The sequence below is a fragment of the Sporosarcina sp. FSL K6-1508 genome, from assembly GCF_038007465.1.
Lineage (GTDB): Bacteria > Bacillota > Bacilli > Bacillales_A > Planococcaceae > Sporosarcina > Sporosarcina psychrophila_B.
The window spans coordinates 2484671-2500263 of the sequence record NZ_JBBOXF010000001.1; the positions used below are offsets into that span (position 1 = coordinate 2484671).

At 42.8% G+C, this 15593-nt stretch carries 15 protein-coding genes; 14 read left to right on the forward strand and 1 reads right to left on the reverse strand.

Annotation, left to right across the window (positions count from 1 at the left end; genetic code table 11):
- Positions 1-93 precede the first annotated feature (93 nt).
- From MKZ11_RS12395 to MKZ11_RS12420, 6 genes are all read left to right on the forward strand, one after another.
- Positions 94-753: a FadR/GntR family transcriptional regulator gene (locus tag MKZ11_RS12395; RefSeq protein ID WP_340794733.1), complete on the forward strand. Its 660-nt coding sequence runs from the start codon at positions 94-96 to the stop codon at positions 751-753.
- The gene (gene accD, locus MKZ11_RS12400; protein WP_445326996.1) at positions 750-1610 is read left to right on the forward strand and encodes an acetyl-CoA carboxylase, carboxyltransferase subunit beta; all 861 of its coding nucleotides are present in this window, start codon (positions 750-752) and stop codon (positions 1608-1610) included. Before MKZ11_RS12395 ends, accD begins: the two co-directional genes overlap by 4 nt.
- Position 1611: 1 nt before the next feature.
- Positions 1612-2565: an acetyl-CoA carboxylase carboxyl transferase subunit alpha gene (gene accA, locus MKZ11_RS12405; protein ID WP_340794735.1), complete on the forward strand. Its 954-nt coding sequence runs from the start codon at positions 1612-1614 to the stop codon at positions 2563-2565.
- Positions 2566-2637: 72 nt separating this feature from the next.
- Positions 2638-3597 carry a 6-phosphofructokinase gene (gene pfkA / locus MKZ11_RS12410; protein WP_340794736.1) on the forward strand — a complete coding sequence of 320 codons (960 nt, stop codon included), beginning with the start codon at positions 2638-2640 and terminating at the stop codon, positions 3595-3597.
- A 236-nt stretch (positions 3598-3833) separates the two neighbouring features.
- Positions 3834-5594, forward strand: a complete 1761-nt coding sequence (gene pyk, locus MKZ11_RS12415) for a pyruvate kinase (protein WP_340794737.1) — start codon at positions 3834-3836, stop codon at positions 5592-5594.
- Positions 5595-5655: 61 nt separating this feature from the next.
- On the forward strand, positions 5656-6039 hold the full coding sequence (locus tag MKZ11_RS12420) for an FxsA family protein (RefSeq protein WP_340794738.1): 384 nt from the start codon (positions 5656-5658) through the stop codon (positions 6037-6039).
- On the opposite strand, the gene MKZ11_RS12425 is transcribed toward MKZ11_RS12420, so the two are convergent.
- On the reverse strand, positions 6029-7003 hold the full coding sequence (locus MKZ11_RS12425; protein WP_340794739.1) for an AI-2E family transporter: 975 nt from the start codon (positions 7001-7003) through the stop codon (positions 6029-6031). The genes MKZ11_RS12420 and MKZ11_RS12425 overlap by 11 nt on opposite strands.
- A 179-nt stretch (positions 7004-7182) precedes the next feature.
- On the opposite strand from MKZ11_RS12425, the gene citZ reads away from it, so the two are divergent.
- The 8 genes from citZ to hflC all read left to right on the forward strand — a co-directional run bounded on the left by citZ (position 7183) and on the right by hflC (position 15560).
- On the forward strand, positions 7183-8298 hold the full coding sequence (gene citZ, locus MKZ11_RS12430) for a citrate synthase (protein ID WP_340794740.1): 1116 nt from the start codon (positions 7183-7185) through the stop codon (positions 8296-8298).
- 68 nt (positions 8299-8366) lie between these two features.
- On the forward strand, positions 8367-9638 hold the full coding sequence (gene icd / locus MKZ11_RS12435) for an NADP-dependent isocitrate dehydrogenase (protein WP_340794741.1): 1272 nt from the start codon (positions 8367-8369) through the stop codon (positions 9636-9638).
- A 61-nt stretch (positions 9639-9699) separates the two neighbouring features.
- The gene (mdh, locus tag MKZ11_RS12440; RefSeq protein ID WP_340794742.1) at positions 9700-10638 is read left to right on the forward strand and encodes a malate dehydrogenase; all 939 of its coding nucleotides are present in this window, start codon (positions 9700-9702) and stop codon (positions 10636-10638) included.
- Positions 10639-10857: 219 nt separating this feature from the next.
- Positions 10858-11334 carry a MaoC/PaaZ C-terminal domain-containing protein gene (locus MKZ11_RS12445; RefSeq protein WP_340794743.1) on the forward strand — a complete coding sequence of 159 codons (477 nt, stop codon included), beginning with the start codon at positions 10858-10860 and terminating at the stop codon, positions 11332-11334.
- Between the two features lie 17 nt (positions 11335-11351).
- A complete protein-coding gene (locus MKZ11_RS12450; protein ID WP_340794744.1) occupies positions 11352-12062 on the forward strand; it encodes a response regulator transcription factor in 711 nt (236 codons plus the stop codon).
- Positions 12062-13471 carry a two-component system histidine kinase PnpS gene (gene pnpS, locus MKZ11_RS12455; RefSeq protein WP_340796999.1) on the forward strand — a complete coding sequence of 470 codons (1410 nt, stop codon included), beginning with the start codon at positions 12062-12064 and terminating at the stop codon, positions 13469-13471. Before MKZ11_RS12450 ends, pnpS begins: the two co-directional genes overlap by 1 nt.
- A 120-nt stretch (positions 13472-13591) precedes the next feature.
- The gene (hflK, locus tag MKZ11_RS12460; protein WP_340794745.1) at positions 13592-14569 is read left to right on the forward strand and encodes an FtsH protease activity modulator HflK; all 978 of its coding nucleotides are present in this window, start codon (positions 13592-13594) and stop codon (positions 14567-14569) included.
- Positions 14559-15560, forward strand: a complete 1002-nt coding sequence (gene hflC, locus MKZ11_RS12465) for a protease modulator HflC (protein WP_340794746.1) — start codon at positions 14559-14561, stop codon at positions 15558-15560. The genes hflK and hflC overlap by 11 nt, the downstream gene beginning before the upstream one ends.
- Positions 15561-15593 lie beyond the last annotated feature (33 nt).

Here is a 15593-nt window from a genome sequence, read left to right on the forward strand (position 1 = left end):
TTTACACTTTACGTTCACCGGCGTTTTCTGTATGCTAGAGACAGTAGTGGTCAGACCACTTGCCATCATGTTTATTTCCAAAGGGGTCCAAGCATGCAAAATCCAAAACCGTCGTCGAAAATGTTTCTCGGTATTGTCGGTCAACTTAGATCGATAATTAAAGAAGAAGGCATTGAAACCGGTGGCAAGCTACCTTCCGAGCGCGAGTTGGCAGAGCGTTTGCAGGCAGGAAGATCTACAATTCGCGAGGCGTTACGAAGTTTGGAACTGCTCGGACTTATCGAAACCCGACGTGGAGAAGGGACGTTTCTTACAGATTTCAAGAAGCATCAGCTTGTTGAAGTCCTCGCTGCATTCATCATGCAACAGCCGGATTCCGTCATTGATGTCCAGGAAACAAGGCGAATTCATGAAACGGCGGCAATCCTTGCTGTATGCAAGGACAGTACGTTACGGGGGCTACCGGTGTGGGAAAGCTTACTTACGAAAATCGACCAGGATGGGGAAATCTTACGAGAAGATATTATCCGTGAAATGATTGTTGCGACAGGGAATAGACTGTCGCTGAAAATCTGGTTTTTATTAAAACAATATAGTAAAGTGCCATTCGAAGAAATGTCAAAAGCAGATGAAAACGATATCGTGAAAATATTGCTTCATAACTTGTGTGCTGGCAATGTATTAACAACGTTGGAAGCTTATTCTGAATGGATTGAACTAGTTGAAGGTGAAAGAGGGGACAATGAAAAATGATCCGCGATATATTTATGAAAAACAGAAAAAAGCATACGACGACGATTCCTTCTGTTGATGCAAAAAACGATGTACCCGAGGGAATAATGACGAAATGTCCAGAATGTAAAAATATCATTTTAACAAAAGACTTAATGAAAGTAATGAAAGTCTGTCCGAAATGTGATCATCATTTGAAGATGACGGCAGCTGAACGGGTTGCATGTCTATTTGACGATGAATCATTTGAATCCATGGATGATCATTTAAAGACAGAAAATCCGCTTAAGTTTCCGGCTTATACAGAAAAGGTTGAGGCAGATGCAGAAAGGACAGGCTTGAATGAGGCTGTTTTAACTGGAGTTGGTAAAATTGATGGGCAAGAAATTGCGGTTGCCATTATGGATGCCCACTTCCGTATGGGCTCTATGGGATCAGTTGTTGGTGAAAAGATTACCCGTGCAATTGAAAAAGCAACTGCACTTGGCATTCCAATGATTATCTTTTCAGCGAGCGGTGGCGCTCGTATGCAGGAAGGCGTATTATCACTTATGCAGATGGCTAAAACTAGTGTCGCGCTCAAACGTCACGCTAGTGAAGGGCTGCTTTATATATCCGTTATGACCTATCCGACAACAGGCGGAGTGTCGGCAAGTTTTGCATCAGTCGGTGATATTAATATTGCAGAACCGAAAGCACTTATCGGGTTTGCGGGTAGGCGTGTTATCGAACAAACTGTCAGAGAAAAATTACCGGATGATTTTCAGACTGCCGAATTCCTACTGGATCACGGACAATTGGACGCAGTCGTTCACCGTGCTGAAATGAAAGAAACCTTATCCAAGATTGTTCGACTTCACGTGAAGGGGGCTAACTGACATGAGCAAGACGTTGAAATTCGAAGAACCGATCGTCAAGCTACGTGAGAAAATTGCCGAGCTTGAAGAGTTCACGGCAAACAACTCAGTTGACCTTTCTGATGAAATTGGAACATTAAAAATGCGTTTGAAAAAATTAGAAGAAGAGATCTACGGAAATATGGAACCATGGGACCGGGTTCAAGTGGCAAGACACCCCGAACGCCCGACCACGATTGATTATATCGATATGCTGTTTAAAGACTTCATGCAGTTACACGGGGACCGGGCTTATGGTGATGATGCAGCAATCGTTGGCGGAATCGCTTCATTTGAATCGATACCAGTAACGGTTATCGGACATCAGCGTGGAAAAGATACAAAAGAAAACGTTAAGCGCAATTTCGGAATGCCACATCCTGAAGGATACAGGAAAGCGCTTCGCCTCATGAATCAGGCTGAAAAATTTGGCAGACCGATCATTTGCTTTATCGATACAAAAGGAGCTTTTCCTGGCAAGGCGGCTGAAGAACGCGGACAAAGTGAAGCGATAGCACGTAATTTAGTTGAAATGGCTGGCTTGACTGTTCCGGTTATCTCAATCGTCATCGGTGAAGGCGGCAGTGGCGGAGCGCTGGCTCTGGGAGTAGCAAACCATATTCATATGCTTGAGCACTCAACTTATTCTGTCATTTCGCCCGAGGGCGCTGCAACAATCCTGTGGAAAGATTCCAGTCTTGCCAAACAAGCTGCGGAGGCGATGAAAATCACAGCCCCGCATTTAAAAGAGATGGGAATTATCGATGATATTATCCCGGAAGTGCAGGGTGGTGCGCATCGTGATGCAAAAGCGCAAGCCGTCAGTATTGGGAATTCAATTCGAACTTCGTTGGATGAATTAACGACACTGGATGGAAACGGTCTTATTGACCATCGTTATGAAAAGTTCCGCCGAATTGGTGTTTTTTCTGAATAAAAGAGAGGTGCGGGTGACCGCATCTTTTCGCGTTTAAAAAAGAATAAACTATACTAAGCAGGAGTGATTTCAATGAAGAAAATTGCTGTGTTGACGAGTGGAGGAGACGCGCCGGGCATGAATGCCGCAGTCCGAGCAGTTGTTCGAAAAGCAATTTACGAAGGGCTCGAAGTTGCGGGCATTTTTAATGGTTATCAAGGGTTAATCGAAGGGAAAATTGAACTTCTGCAACTCGGTTCAGTAGGTGATATCATACAACGGGGCGGGACGATATTACGCTCAGCACGCAGTTCTGAATTCCGGACACCTGAAGGCCGTGACAAAGCACTGCGTCAACTGAAGTTGAACGGTATCGAAGGACTAGTTGTCATCGGCGGTGATGGTTCGTTCAGGGGCGCTTACGAATTAACTGCCCTCGGTTTGCCGTGTGTCTGCGTTCCAGCCACTATAGATAATGACATCAATGGCACTGAATTCACGATTGGTTTTGATACAGCATTGAACACCGTGATTGATGCAATTGATAAAATTCGTGATACGGCTACATCCCACGAACGCACTTTTATTATTGAAGTAATGGGACGCGATGCAGGCGACCTTGCACTATGGGCAGGTCTTGCAGGGGGCGCTGAAACGATCCTTATTCCAGAAGAAAAATATGAAGTGCCTGCAATTATTGATAGGCTGAAGAGCGGTACAGGACGCGGTAAGAAACATAGTATTATCGTTGTTGCCGAAGGGGTTATGTCCGCCGCGGAGCTTGCTGAAATACTCAGATGTGAAGCGGATATTGAAACACGTATATCGGTATTGGGTCATATTCAGCGGGGCGGATCTCCTTCTGCACGTGACCGGGTCATTGCAAGCCAGTATGGAGCAAAAGCTGTAGAAGTACTGAAAGAAGGCCGCGGAGGCATTGCAATTGGCATGCGAAATCATGTGGTGGTAGACTATAATTTAAAGGACGTTTTCGAACAATCGGATGGTTTTGATGTAGAGATGTACAAGCTGTCCAAGGAATTGTCTATTTAATTTCATTCAGGAGAAATTTTCTGGTCTATAAGTGTAGAGATGAATGAGAACGATGCTTAAAATTCAGTGTAGGTTCAAACACTGACTGAAATGTACAACTCTGACGTTTCAGTTCGTCGCCTACTGTGGCAACAAAGCGGGATGAAGTTCAATTCCTCTCCACCGAGTAACCAAGAGAACGTGAATCCAGGCACTATTGATTGGGTGTTCAAAAAACTAAAAAGAGGCGATAGGCAATGAGAAAAACGAAAATAGTATGTACGATTGGTCCTGCAAGTGAATCACCAGAATTATTGGAACAACTCATTGAAGCGGGTATGAACGTAGCGAGGCTGAATTTTTCACATGGTAATCATGCAGAACATAAAGCTCGCATTGATGCCATTAGAAGAGTTGCACGGGAAAAAGGCAAAGTTGTTGGAATACTGCTTGATACAAAAGGTCCTGAAATTCGCACTCATTCCATGAAAAACGGACAAGTCGATCTCGTAACTGGACAGAAAATCGATATTTCCATGACGGAAGTCGAAGGGGATAATGATGTATTTTCAGTTAGTTACGATAAACTACTTGAAGATGTCGAAAAAGGGTCTGTCATTCTGTTGGATGATGGTCTTATCCAATTAGAAGTGACAGGTAAGGATAAGGAACAAGGGCTGATCCATACACTTGTCATTAATTCGGGTGTTTTAAAAAATAATAAAGGGGTTAACGTTCCAGGTGTTTCGGTACAACTTCCAGGAATGACAGAGAAAGACGCTCAAGATATTTTGTTCGGCGTTAAAGAAGGTGTCGATTTCATAGCTGCCTCATTCGTACGGCGGGCCTCCGATGTCATGGAAATACGCGCCCTCCTCGAGAAGAACGATGGATCACACTTGCAAATTATCCCGAAAATAGAAAATCAGGAGGGTGTAGACAACATCGATGAAATCCTGAATGTTTCGGACGGTCTAATGGTTGCACGCGGCGACCTCGGCGTAGAAATTCCTCCTGAAGAAGTACCTCTCGTTCAGAAGAATTTAATTGAAAAATGTAATCAAGCGGGTAAACCGGTGATCACGGCAACACAAATGCTCGATTCTATGCAACGTAACCCGCGGCCCACACGTGCGGAAGCGAGTGATGTGGCGAATGCAATTTTAGACGGTTCTGATGCAATTATGCTATCAGGTGAGACAGCGGCAGGACTTTATCCAGTCGAATCCGTCCAGACGATGGATCGGATTGCGTGCACGACGGAAGCAGCAATTGATTATCGTTCTGTCGTTTCAACGCGCAGACGTGAAAAACACGGCAATATGACAGAAGCGATTGGACAAGCAGCAGCATACACGGCAATTAACTTGAAAGTGAAAGCTATACTTGCGCCGACTGAAAGCGGACATACAGCCAAAATGATTGCTAAATATCGTCCAGGATGCTCTGTCATCGCTGTTACGTCATCTGAAACTTGTTCAAGAAAGCTATCTCTCGTGTGGGGCGTTTACCCAATCGTTGGAGAAAAAGTGACATCTATTGATGGGATTTTGCAGGAGACTGTAGAACAGAGTGTCAAACATCAGTATGTTGGACACGGTGATGTCGTCATCATTACTGCTGGTGTACCGGTTGGTGAAGCAGGAACAACGAATTTAATGAAAATTCATGTTATCGGCGATTTGCTTGCACGCGGCCAAGGGATTGGCAAAAATGTAGCTTACGGTCGAACTGTTGTAGCCAAGAATGCAACTGAGGCATTGGCCTATGACACAGAGGGGGCAATCCTGGTAACAAACGCATCTGATCGTGACATGATGCCTGCGATTGAAAAATGTGCTGGACTTATCACTGAAGAAGGCGGATTGACAAGCCATGGTGCTATTGTCGGACTTAGTCTAGGTATACCTGTTATCGTCGGTGTGAAGGATGCTACTAAACTGATCCGACATGGCAATGAAGTGACGATGGATGCTGAATCAGGTGTTATCTATAACGGACACGCTAGCGTGTTGTAAATAAGATAAGGCTGCTTCCGATAAGTTCGGTAAGCAGCCTTTTTAGGAGATGGACTTAATCATGAAATGGATTATACTTGCTTTTGTCTTAGTCCCAACAGCAGAACTAGGTTTGCTGATTTATTCAGGGAAAACAATAGGACTTCTCCCTACAATAGCGATTATCCTTGTTACTGGTCTGGGCGGGGCTTATCTAGCCAAACGCCAAGGGATGAAAGCATGGACGGAATTAAGGACGCGTATGGCTGTTATGGAGACTCCAGGGGATGCCCTTATCGACAGTTTCTGTATTCTCTTAGGAGGAATCCTGCTAATATTGCCCGGGTTTATTACTGATATTGTCGGCTTTTTATTGCTCTTTAAAGGTCCGAGAAATTTAATCAGGCCTTTCATCCAGAAATGGATCTATAATAAAATGAAAAATGGACAAATTGTTATCCGGTAAACAAAGGGTGCTGTCTTATTTTCAAGGCGGCAAAAAGAAGGAATGGCGTCAGTAAAATACCAGGTAATCCGAATAGATAAAAGGAAGAAGCTGTTATGAAAAAAGCATGGATCGGTTTTAATTGGAAAGTGGATGCCCACATATATGATTCAGCCATTTGTCGTGTTGTCATAGTGAAAAGGTAAAGCAATATAAGTGAAACTCCAACGTACAGGTTGCTTGTATATAAAAAGAAAGCGGCCATAGGTAGAAGGAATAAGCCAATTCCGAGAAATGGAAGGCTGTCTGCAAGAGAGATAAGAAAAGCGTTGCCGATTGGCGAATCGAATCGTAGAAGGAAGAACCCTATTGTAATAATCAAGAATGTTAAAAGAAATAAGCGTGCTTCAACTGAAACGAAGGTGCCGATAAGCTGGCCAGACTTTGTAAACATCCTCTTCGCGGGCTGCCGTATTGTAACAGGGAAATACACCAGAAACCAGTACCGGTTTTTACCGGATTCCCGTAAGGCGAAAAAGTAAGCAACGAGGAAAATGAACCAGCCGAATAACTGTTGAAATACAGTGCTGATTATCGTTAAGGTGTATTCTAAAAGTGCATGTCCATATTCAACGACTTTATCTTCCAAGAAAGTGAACAGTTTACTTGGGATATCGGTGTTCTGTGTAAATGGCGCTATATGGCGTTCGACAGTTGGAACGGTGTCAATCAGTCCGTGTAGCGCGATAAATGTGAACGCACTCATTAAAAAGAGCATAAGTGTCATAACCAATAGCGTTGCAATTGTTAGTGGAAGCTTGGTCATTGAGCGGACGGATGATAAGATAGGTGCAGTGAAGTAGGCAATAATGACAGCGATTGCCGCTGGGGGAACAGTGAACAGGATAATACCCGTCAAAACGGCAGGCAACCATTTCATGAAAATCGAATGAAAAACTTGTTGCCTGTTATGATTCTCTGGCATTTTCCGCCTCCCTTTTCATGAATTAAAAAACAAAAACAAGCGTTTCCATTCACAAAGATGACAAAATTGATTATAATGGTCGTTGTAAGCGTTTTAGGAAGAGTATTATTAGCAGACTGGCTGTTCTTCTGTCTTTTTCTGTAGATTGGACAGCTATACTGGAAGAGGGAGCGATTTATATGACATCAACCAAAGGGTTGGAAGGAGTCGTAGCGACACAGTCAGCAATCAGTTCTATTATTGATGACACACTTACATATGTCGGCTATGACATTGACGATCTTGCAGATAACGCCAGCTTTGAAGAAGTTATTTATCTTCTTTGGCACCAACGTCTGCCGAAAGAGGATGAACTTGCAGAGCTGAAAAAACAGCTTGCAGAGAATATGTCTATTCCTCAAGAAGTACTTAATCATTTCAAAACGTATCCGATTGGGGAAGTTCACCCTATGGCGGCACTGCGTACTGCAGTTTCTCTCCTTGGATTATACGATGAAAAAGCGGAAGATATGTCTGAGGAAGCAAATTACGAAAAAGCGATCAAGCTTCAAGCGAAAATTGCTACAATCGTTACTTCATTCTCTCGTATCCGCAAAGGTCTTGAGCCAGTCGCTCCGAAAGAAGAGCTGGGCTATGCTGAAAACTTCTTGTACATGCTCACTGGTGAAATGCCTGCAGCAATCGCAATTGAAGCATTCAACAAAGCACTTGTACTTCATGCAGACCACGAGTTGAATGCATCGACATTTACAGCACGCGTATGTGTCGCAACACTTTCTGATATGTACTCTGGTGTTACAGCTGCTATCGGTGCACTCAAAGGCCCACTTCACGGTGGTGCAAACGAACAAGTTATGAAAATGCTGATGGAAATTGGCTCAGAAGACAAAGTTGAGGCATTCATTCGTGCTAAACTGGATAATAAAGAAAAAATCATGGGCTTTGGCCACCGCGTTTACCGTAAAGGTGATCCGCGTGCGAAACATCTTCGTGAAATGTCTAAGCGCTTGACAGAGCTTCGCGGGGAAGAAAAGTACTACAATATGTCCAGTAAAATCGAAGAAATCGTTACAGGCGAAAAGAATTTGCCGCCAAACGTAGATTTCTATTCAGCTTCTGTTTATCACTCGCTTGATATCGATCATGATTTGTTTACACCGATTTTTGCGGTTTCTCGTATTTCGGGATGGATTGCACATATTCGTGAGCAATATGCGAACAATAGACTGATTCGCCCTCGTGCAGATTATATCGGACCGGGCATGCAGAAGTACGTGCCAATTAAAGAAAGATAAGAACTTTATAACATGGGGCGGCGTACATATGCCGGCCCTCTGATTTTGAAATTGGGAGGAAATTAAACATGACTAACGGTGGGAAAATTACAGTAACTGATGGTGTTTTGAACGTTCCTGATCACGCAACAATTCCTTTTATTATCGGTGACGGCACGGGGCCGGACATTTGGCATTCAGCTTCACGTGTACTTGAAGCAGCTGTTGATAAAGCATACGGCGGCAAGAAGAAACTTGTTTGGAAAGAAGTTCTTGCAGGGGAGAAAGCATTCAATGAAACTGGCGAATGGCTTCCACAAGCAACACTCGATACAATCGAAGAGTATTTGATCGCTATTAAAGGACCACTTACTACGCCTATCGGCGGCGGTTTCCGTTCATTGAACGTAGCGCTTCGCCAAGAATTGGACCTTTATACATGCCTGCGTCCAGTCCGTTACTTTGAAGGTGTTCCATCACCTGTTAAACGTCCTGAAGACTGTGATATGGTTATCTTCCGTGAGAATACAGAAGACATCTATGCTGGTATTGAATACCAAGAAGGTACACCTGAAGCGAAAAAAGTTATCGATTTCTTCCAAAATGAAATGGGCGTTAAAAACATCCGCTTCCCGGAAACTTCAGGAATCGGTATCAAACCTATTTCCGAAGAAGGAACAAAACGTCTAGTTCGTGCTGCTCTTAATTATATTATTAAAGAAGGCCGTAAGTCATTGACGCTTGTTCATAAAGGGAATATTATGAAGTTTACCGAAGGCGCATTCAAAAACTGGGGCTATGAAGTTGCTGAAAAAGAATTCGGCGATAAAGTCTTCACATGGAATGAGTACGATAAAATCAAAGATGCTGACGGTACGGATGCTGCTAACAAAGCACAGTCGGATGCTGAAGCAGCAGGCAAAATTATCGTTAAAGATGCGATTGCTGATATCTTCTTGCAACAAATCTTGACACGTCCAAAAGAGTTTGATGTTGTTGCAACAATGAACTTGAATGGTGACTACATTTCTGATGCACTTGCGGCGCAAGTCGGCGGAATTGGTATTGCTCCAGGGGCAAACATCAACTACATCACTGGACATGCGATCTTTGAAGCAACTCATGGTACTGCACCGAAATATGCAGGACTTGATAAAGTTAATCCTTCTTCACTTCTACTTTCGGGTGTCTTGATGCTTGAACACCTAGGATGGAACGAAGCGGCAGCTATGATCACTACTTCAATCGAAAAAACTATCGTCTCTAAAGTTGTTACTTACGACTTTGCACGTCTAATGGATGGCGCAACAGAAGTGAAAGCATCAGAGTTTGCAGACGAATTGATCAAAAACCTTAAGTAAACAAATTAGGACGGAGGGGGTTTATCCCCCTCATACATATAAATAAAAGGAGAGAAAACTCATGACAATGAAACGTAAAAAAGTCTCAGTTATCGGTTCTGGTTTCACAGGTGCAACTACAGCATTTCTTTTAGCTCAAAAAGAGCTTTGCGATGTAGTTATCGTCGATATTCCACAAATGGAAAACCCGACTAAAGGGAAAGCGCTTGATATGCTTGAAGCTGGCCCTGTTCAAGGTTTTGACGCTAATATTATCGGAACTTCAGATTACGCAGATACTAAAGACTCTGACATCGTTATCATCACCGCTGGTATTGCACGCAAACCAGGTATGAGCCGTGATGATCTCGTTCAGACGAACCAAAAAGTCATGAAAATTGTTACAAGTGAAATTGTAAAACATTCTCCTAACACAACAATCATCGTTTTGACAAACCCTGTCGATGCAATGACTTACACAGTCTACAAAGAATCGGGATTACCGAAAGAACGCGTAATCGGGCAATCTGGTGTGCTTGACACTGCACGTTTCCGCACGTTTGTAGCGCAAGAATTGAACATGTCCGTTAAAGACGTTACAGGTTTTGTACTTGGCGGCCATGGTGATGACATGGTTCCGCTTGTGCGCTATTCTTACGCAGGCGGCATTCCGCTTGAAACGTTGATCTCTGCTGAACGTCTAGAAGAAATCGTTGATCGTACACGCAAAGGTGGGGCAGAAATCGTTAATCTTCTTGGGAATGGTTCTGCATATTATGCACCAGCTGCATCACTTGTTGAGATGGCTGAAGCGATTCTAAAAGATCAGAAACGTGTCCTTCCTTCGATTGCATACCTTGAAGGCGAGTATGGACTTGACGGTATTTACATCGGTGTCCCGACTGTGCTTGGCGCAGCTGGTATAGAAAAAATTATTGAACTGGAACTGACTGATGACGAAAAAGCGGCATTAGCTAATTCTGCTGAATCCGTAAAAGCTGTTATGAAAGTTCTTGCGTAACTTGAATTAGCAGAAGTCCCTGTGGATTCAAGTTATTCCTCCGGCAGATGGTACAAATTTTGAAAGGAAATAACTGCGCAAGCGCAATTCAAAATTTGGATGCAATTACGCTGAGGAATAAATGATTATCCTCACTATTAAATCGGGTAGCCTATGCTACTCGATTTTTTTTCTGATTATTGATAAACTTGTATTATCACATTTCAAGGAGGAAATAAGTTGATACTAGGGAAGAAAAGACGTCTCGGTAGAAAGATAGAAGAGATAACTGTTGGAGAAAAATTAAAACTGACGGAGAAAATAGAAGATAAAGACCTATTACTCTATCTCGGACTAACAAATGATAGCAACCCACTTTACATCCAGCATGATTACGCTTCACAGACAGCTTATGAATTGCCTATCGTACCGACTATCATGCTGACAGGGATTGTGACATCAGCCGTTTCGAAGTATCTGCCTGGTCCTGGTTCACATATCGTTAAACAGGAATTGTCATTTCCAAAAGCTGTGTTTCACTATACAACGATCAACTTCTTACTCGAAATTATTCATGTAGATAAGGAAAATAACTCAATAGACATTTCAATCGAAGCGTGTGATGAAAAGGAAGACATCGTCATTACTGGAATAGTGACAGTCATTCCGCCAAAAGTGGAAGAGCGTCTCACATCGCAAGCAATGGAGAATTTTTGACAGGAGACTGATGCGAGATGAATTCAAGTTCTAGGAAAATATTAATTGTCGATGACGAACAACCGATTCGAACGTTGCTTGAATATAACTTAAAGCAAGCGCAATATGAAACAATCACTGCCGCGGATGGGGAAGAAGCTGTATTAAAATCAGAAATGGAAAAACCTGATTTAATCTTACTTGACTTAATGCTCCCCAAAATGGATGGGATCGATGTTTGCAGAACGCTAAGACAGCGCGGTCTTGATATTCCGATCATCATGCTCACGGCAAAAGGGGATGAGCTTGACAAAGTGTTGGGTCTGGAGATTGGCGCAGATGATTATATGACGAAACCGTTCAGTCCTCGGGAAGTCGTCGCGCGCGTTAAGGCAGTATTGAGACGTAGTGGGGAATGGGCAGGACAAGTTGAAGAAACTGGAGTTTTAACCTCTGGATTATTAACGGTACACGCTGAACAATACGAAGCTTACCTTGACAAAGTAGTACTCGAATTTACTCCGAAAGAATTCGAACTACTTGTTTATTTCATGCAGAATAAGAATCGTGTGCTTTCAAGGGATCAGCTTTTGAGTGCAGTCTGGAACTATGATTTTGCTGGAGATACACGCATCGTTGATGTCCATGTGAGCCATTTACGTGAGAAAATAGAAGAAAATACGAAAAAACCAGCTTTCATTAAAACTGTGCGTGGGATTGGCTATAAGTTTGAGGAACCGAAGGCGTGATGAAAGATCTGTATTCTCGATTAGCTATCGCATGTGCAGTTCTTCTTTCAGTTCTTTTAACTGGCCTTGGTATTGTCCTAGGTCAGTTTTTCCCTTTATTCGCAAGGGATGTTGCCATTGATTTGCAACGGCAATACTGGGTTTATTTAATAATTACGCTGATAATTGCATTTGTTATCTCTCTCTTAATAGCTATGCGCATGATGATGCAGTATGCTCGTCCGGTCGATGAAGTGACAAGAGTAGCTGTTCAAATTGCGCAAGGTGATTACCTGATAAGGACCAAGACAGACGAACCTGAATATGACAATGAACTTGCAATTGCTGTAAATAAAATAGCGAGTAACCTGCAAGAAATGTCGACACTTCGCACCATGGAACAAGAGCGATTAAAAACACTTATCGAGAGCATGGGGAGCGGCCTTCTTATGTTTGGCCGCGAAGGAGCAGTCAATCTTGTGAATGGGGTATTCGAGAAGACGTTTGGATTTTCGAAAGAGGAACTGATCGGAAGGACTTATAAAACAATTGGTCTGCCTGCCGATATTGAAAATCTGATTGAAGCAGTTTTTATGACAGAACAAGTTCATGAAAAACAGGTACGGTTGGATGCAGGGGGGCTCTTTTCCTATATGGGCGTTTATGGTGCCCCGGTTATCGGTCATCATGGCAATTGGCTCGGTATTGTCGTTGTTATGCACGATATTACAAAGCTTATAAAACTTGAAGAGGTAAGAAAAGATTTCGTCGCAAATGTATCCCATGAGCTTCGTACACCTATTACGTCCATTAAAGGATTTACTGAAACGTTATTGGACGGTGCAATGAACGAGCCAGTAATTATGAAAGAGTTTCTTGAAATTATTCAAAAGGAAAGCGACAGATTACATCTATTGATTGATGATCTGCTGGAATTGTCGGCTATGGAAAGGGAAAGTTTTTCCCTTCAGTTCTCACAAATCAATCTGAAGGAAGTAATAAACGATGCAATGACAATTGTTTCTGGAAATTTAGAGCGCAAGAAAATGAACTTCGTTTTAGACATTCCTGATCAAATTATTATTGAAGGCGACGCCGGTCGGCTTATACAAGTGATGGTGAATCTATTATCAAATGCCATTAATTATTCGAAAGAACAGACAAAAATCACTGTTTCAGTCAAAATGATGGCACATGATGTCCTAATCAAAGTGCAAGATGAGGGAATTGGAATTGAGCAGTCGGAATTGACACGGCTGTTTGAACGCTTTTACCGGGTTGACCGTGCCAGAAGCCGTGAATCAGGAGGAACGGGACTCGGGCTTGCTATCGTAAAGCATCTCGTGGAAGCCCATAGCGGAACGGTAGAATTGGAAAGCACAATCGGAATAGGCACTACTATCAGTATCCAAGTCCCTTTGCGACAATGAAAATGAGTGATCCGTAATCAGGGGATCACTCATTTTTATTTTGTTAAATTCTGATATTATGAAACTTTTAACTTGGCAGACCGTATAACAGATTGATACATAAGAGAAGGGGGCTTACAAATGAGCACACGCCGTACTTTAATGACAGTTGGAATGATCATCGTTGGGTTATTGCTGCTTATCGTTGCTTTTACAACATGGTACACAGTCGACGAATCGGAACAGGCTGTCGTCATCACATTTGGAAAAGCAGATACAACAGTGACAGATTCGGGGCTACATTTTAAATTACCATGGCCTATTCAGAGGGCTGAAATACTCTCTAAAGAGACATATAGTCTTCAATTCGGATATAAGCAAGATTCCGGAGGGGAGCTGGTTTCGTATGATAAAGAAACCAAGATGATTACAGGTGATGAATATATCGTGCTGACTGACTTGGTAGTCCAATGGAAAATCACCGAGCCGCAAAAATATTTATTCAATGCTCAGGATCCAAAAGAAATCCTTCATGACGCTACGTCTGCATCGATCAGGTCCATCATCGGCAGTTCAACAATAGACGCAGCACTAACGGATGGGAAAGCGGAAATCGAAGCGCAGACGCGCGAATTACTGTCGACACTCATTGGTAAATATGATATCGGAATTGCTGTACAAGGCGTCAAGCTTCAAGATGTCGAACTTCCGAATGCTGAAGTCCGGGCCGCCTTCACAGCCGTGACGGATGCACGCGAAACAAAAAACACAAAAATAAATGAAGCGAAAAAGTATGAGAACCAAAAAAAGAACGAAGCAATCGGGGAAGTTGACGCGGTCAAATCGAATGCAATTGGGCAAAAGAAAGCACGTACTGAGCTAGCGTTAGGTGATGTCGCACTTTTTAATGACCTCCTTGCAGAATACTCAAAGAATAAAGCAATCACGCGTCAACGGCTTGTCATCGAGACACTTGAACAAGTATTGCCGAAAGCAAAAATTTATATTATGAACGACACAGGTGAAACGGTGAAATATCTTCCGTTGCAGCAAATGGAAAGTACACCACCACCGCCAGAAGAGCCTAAAACGGAAGGGGTTGAAACGGATGGCAAATGACAATAATCCATTTAAATCCATCGAAGAAAAATTCCTTGAAAGACAGCGCGAGAAACAGAAAAGGCCAAAAGCGACAGGTGGGCCTGTTACACCAAAAGCACCGATTGAAGTCAAGAAATATGTAAAGTTGACACTTATCCTCACCGCCATATTTGCATTAGCAGTCATCATGATCGCTAATATTTTCATCGTTAAAGAAGATGAATACCGCGTTGTACGACAATTTGGGGAAATTAAGCGCATCGTTCAGGAACCAGGAATGAACATGAAAATTCCATTCATCCAAAGTGTTACTTCTCTTCCGAAAAGTCTGATGACCTATAATGTCTCGGAAGCTGAAATAAATACCAAAGATAAGAAGCGTATCATCATCGACAACTATTCAGTTTGGAGGATCACCAATCCCGGAAAGATGATTTCAAATGCACGAAATATCATCAATGCTGAAGCTCGGATGGAAGAGTTCATCTACTCAGTTGTTCGAACAGAACTGGGGCAGCTGAATTATGTAGATGTCGTCAATGATGAAAATTCTTCCCGAGGCAGTTTGAATGACCGTGTAACGAAACGGGTAAATGAATTTTTAGCTGAGGGGAACTACGGAATCGAAGTTGTGGATGTCCGTATGAAGCGCATTGATTTGCCTGAGGAAAATGAACAATCGATTTATACGCGGATGATTTCTGAACGTCAATCGACTGCTCAATCTTATTTATCACAAGGGGATGCAGATAAGCGCCGGATCGAAGCGGAGACAGACCGTGAAGTGCAGGAGATGCTGGCAACTGCAAAAAAAGAAGCAGCAATTATCCACGCTGAAGGAGAATCCGCAGCGGCAAAAATCTATAATGATTCATTTTCAAAAGATCCAGAGTTTTATAACTTGTATCGTACACTTCAGTCATATACGAAAACAATCGGTGATGATACGATGATCATCATCCCAGCCGACTCTCCGTACGCAAAAGTGCTGACAGGCTATCTTGAGTAAAGAATAGCGTAGGAAGCTGTCCAAATGGCCACA

What these genes read in the sequence shown, in the direction of transcription:
- hflK (WP_340794745.1), top strand. Translation starts at nt 13,592, where the DNA reads ATGAGCACACGCCGTACTTTAATGACAGTTGGAATGATCATCGTTGGG.
- MKZ11_RS12450 (WP_340794744.1), top strand. Translation starts at nt 11,352, where the DNA reads ATGAATTCAAGTTCTAGGAAAATATTAATTGTCGATGACGAACAACCG.
- accD (WP_445326996.1), top strand. Translation starts at nt 750, where the DNA reads ATGATCCGCGATATATTTATGAAAAACAGAAAAAAGCATACGACGACG.
- accA (WP_340794735.1), top strand. Translation starts at nt 1,612, where the DNA reads ATGAGCAAGACGTTGAAATTCGAAGAACCGATCGTCAAGCTACGTGAG.
- MKZ11_RS12420 (WP_340794738.1), top strand. Translation starts at nt 5,656, where the DNA reads ATGAAATGGATTATACTTGCTTTTGTCTTAGTCCCAACAGCAGAACTA.
- hflC (WP_340794746.1), top strand. Translation starts at nt 14,559, where the DNA reads ATGGCAAATGACAATAATCCATTTAAATCCATCGAAGAAAAATTCCTT.
- MKZ11_RS12395 (WP_340794733.1), top strand. Translation starts at nt 94, where the DNA reads ATGCAAAATCCAAAACCGTCGTCGAAAATGTTTCTCGGTATTGTCGGT.
- citZ (WP_340794740.1), top strand. Translation starts at nt 7,183, where the DNA reads ATGACATCAACCAAAGGGTTGGAAGGAGTCGTAGCGACACAGTCAGCA.
- pyk (WP_340794737.1), top strand. Translation starts at nt 3,834, where the DNA reads ATGAGAAAAACGAAAATAGTATGTACGATTGGTCCTGCAAGTGAATCA.
- mdh (WP_340794742.1), top strand. Translation starts at nt 9,700, where the DNA reads ATGACAATGAAACGTAAAAAAGTCTCAGTTATCGGTTCTGGTTTCACA.
- icd (WP_340794741.1), top strand. Translation starts at nt 8,367, where the DNA reads ATGACTAACGGTGGGAAAATTACAGTAACTGATGGTGTTTTGAACGTT.
- pnpS (WP_340796999.1), top strand. Translation starts at nt 12,062, where the DNA reads ATGAAAGATCTGTATTCTCGATTAGCTATCGCATGTGCAGTTCTTCTT.
- pfkA (WP_340794736.1), top strand. Translation starts at nt 2,638, where the DNA reads ATGAAGAAAATTGCTGTGTTGACGAGTGGAGGAGACGCGCCGGGCATG.
- MKZ11_RS12425 (WP_340794739.1), bottom strand. Translation starts at nt 7,003, where the DNA reads ATGCCAGAGAATCATAACAGGCAACAAGTTTTTCATTCGATTTTCATG.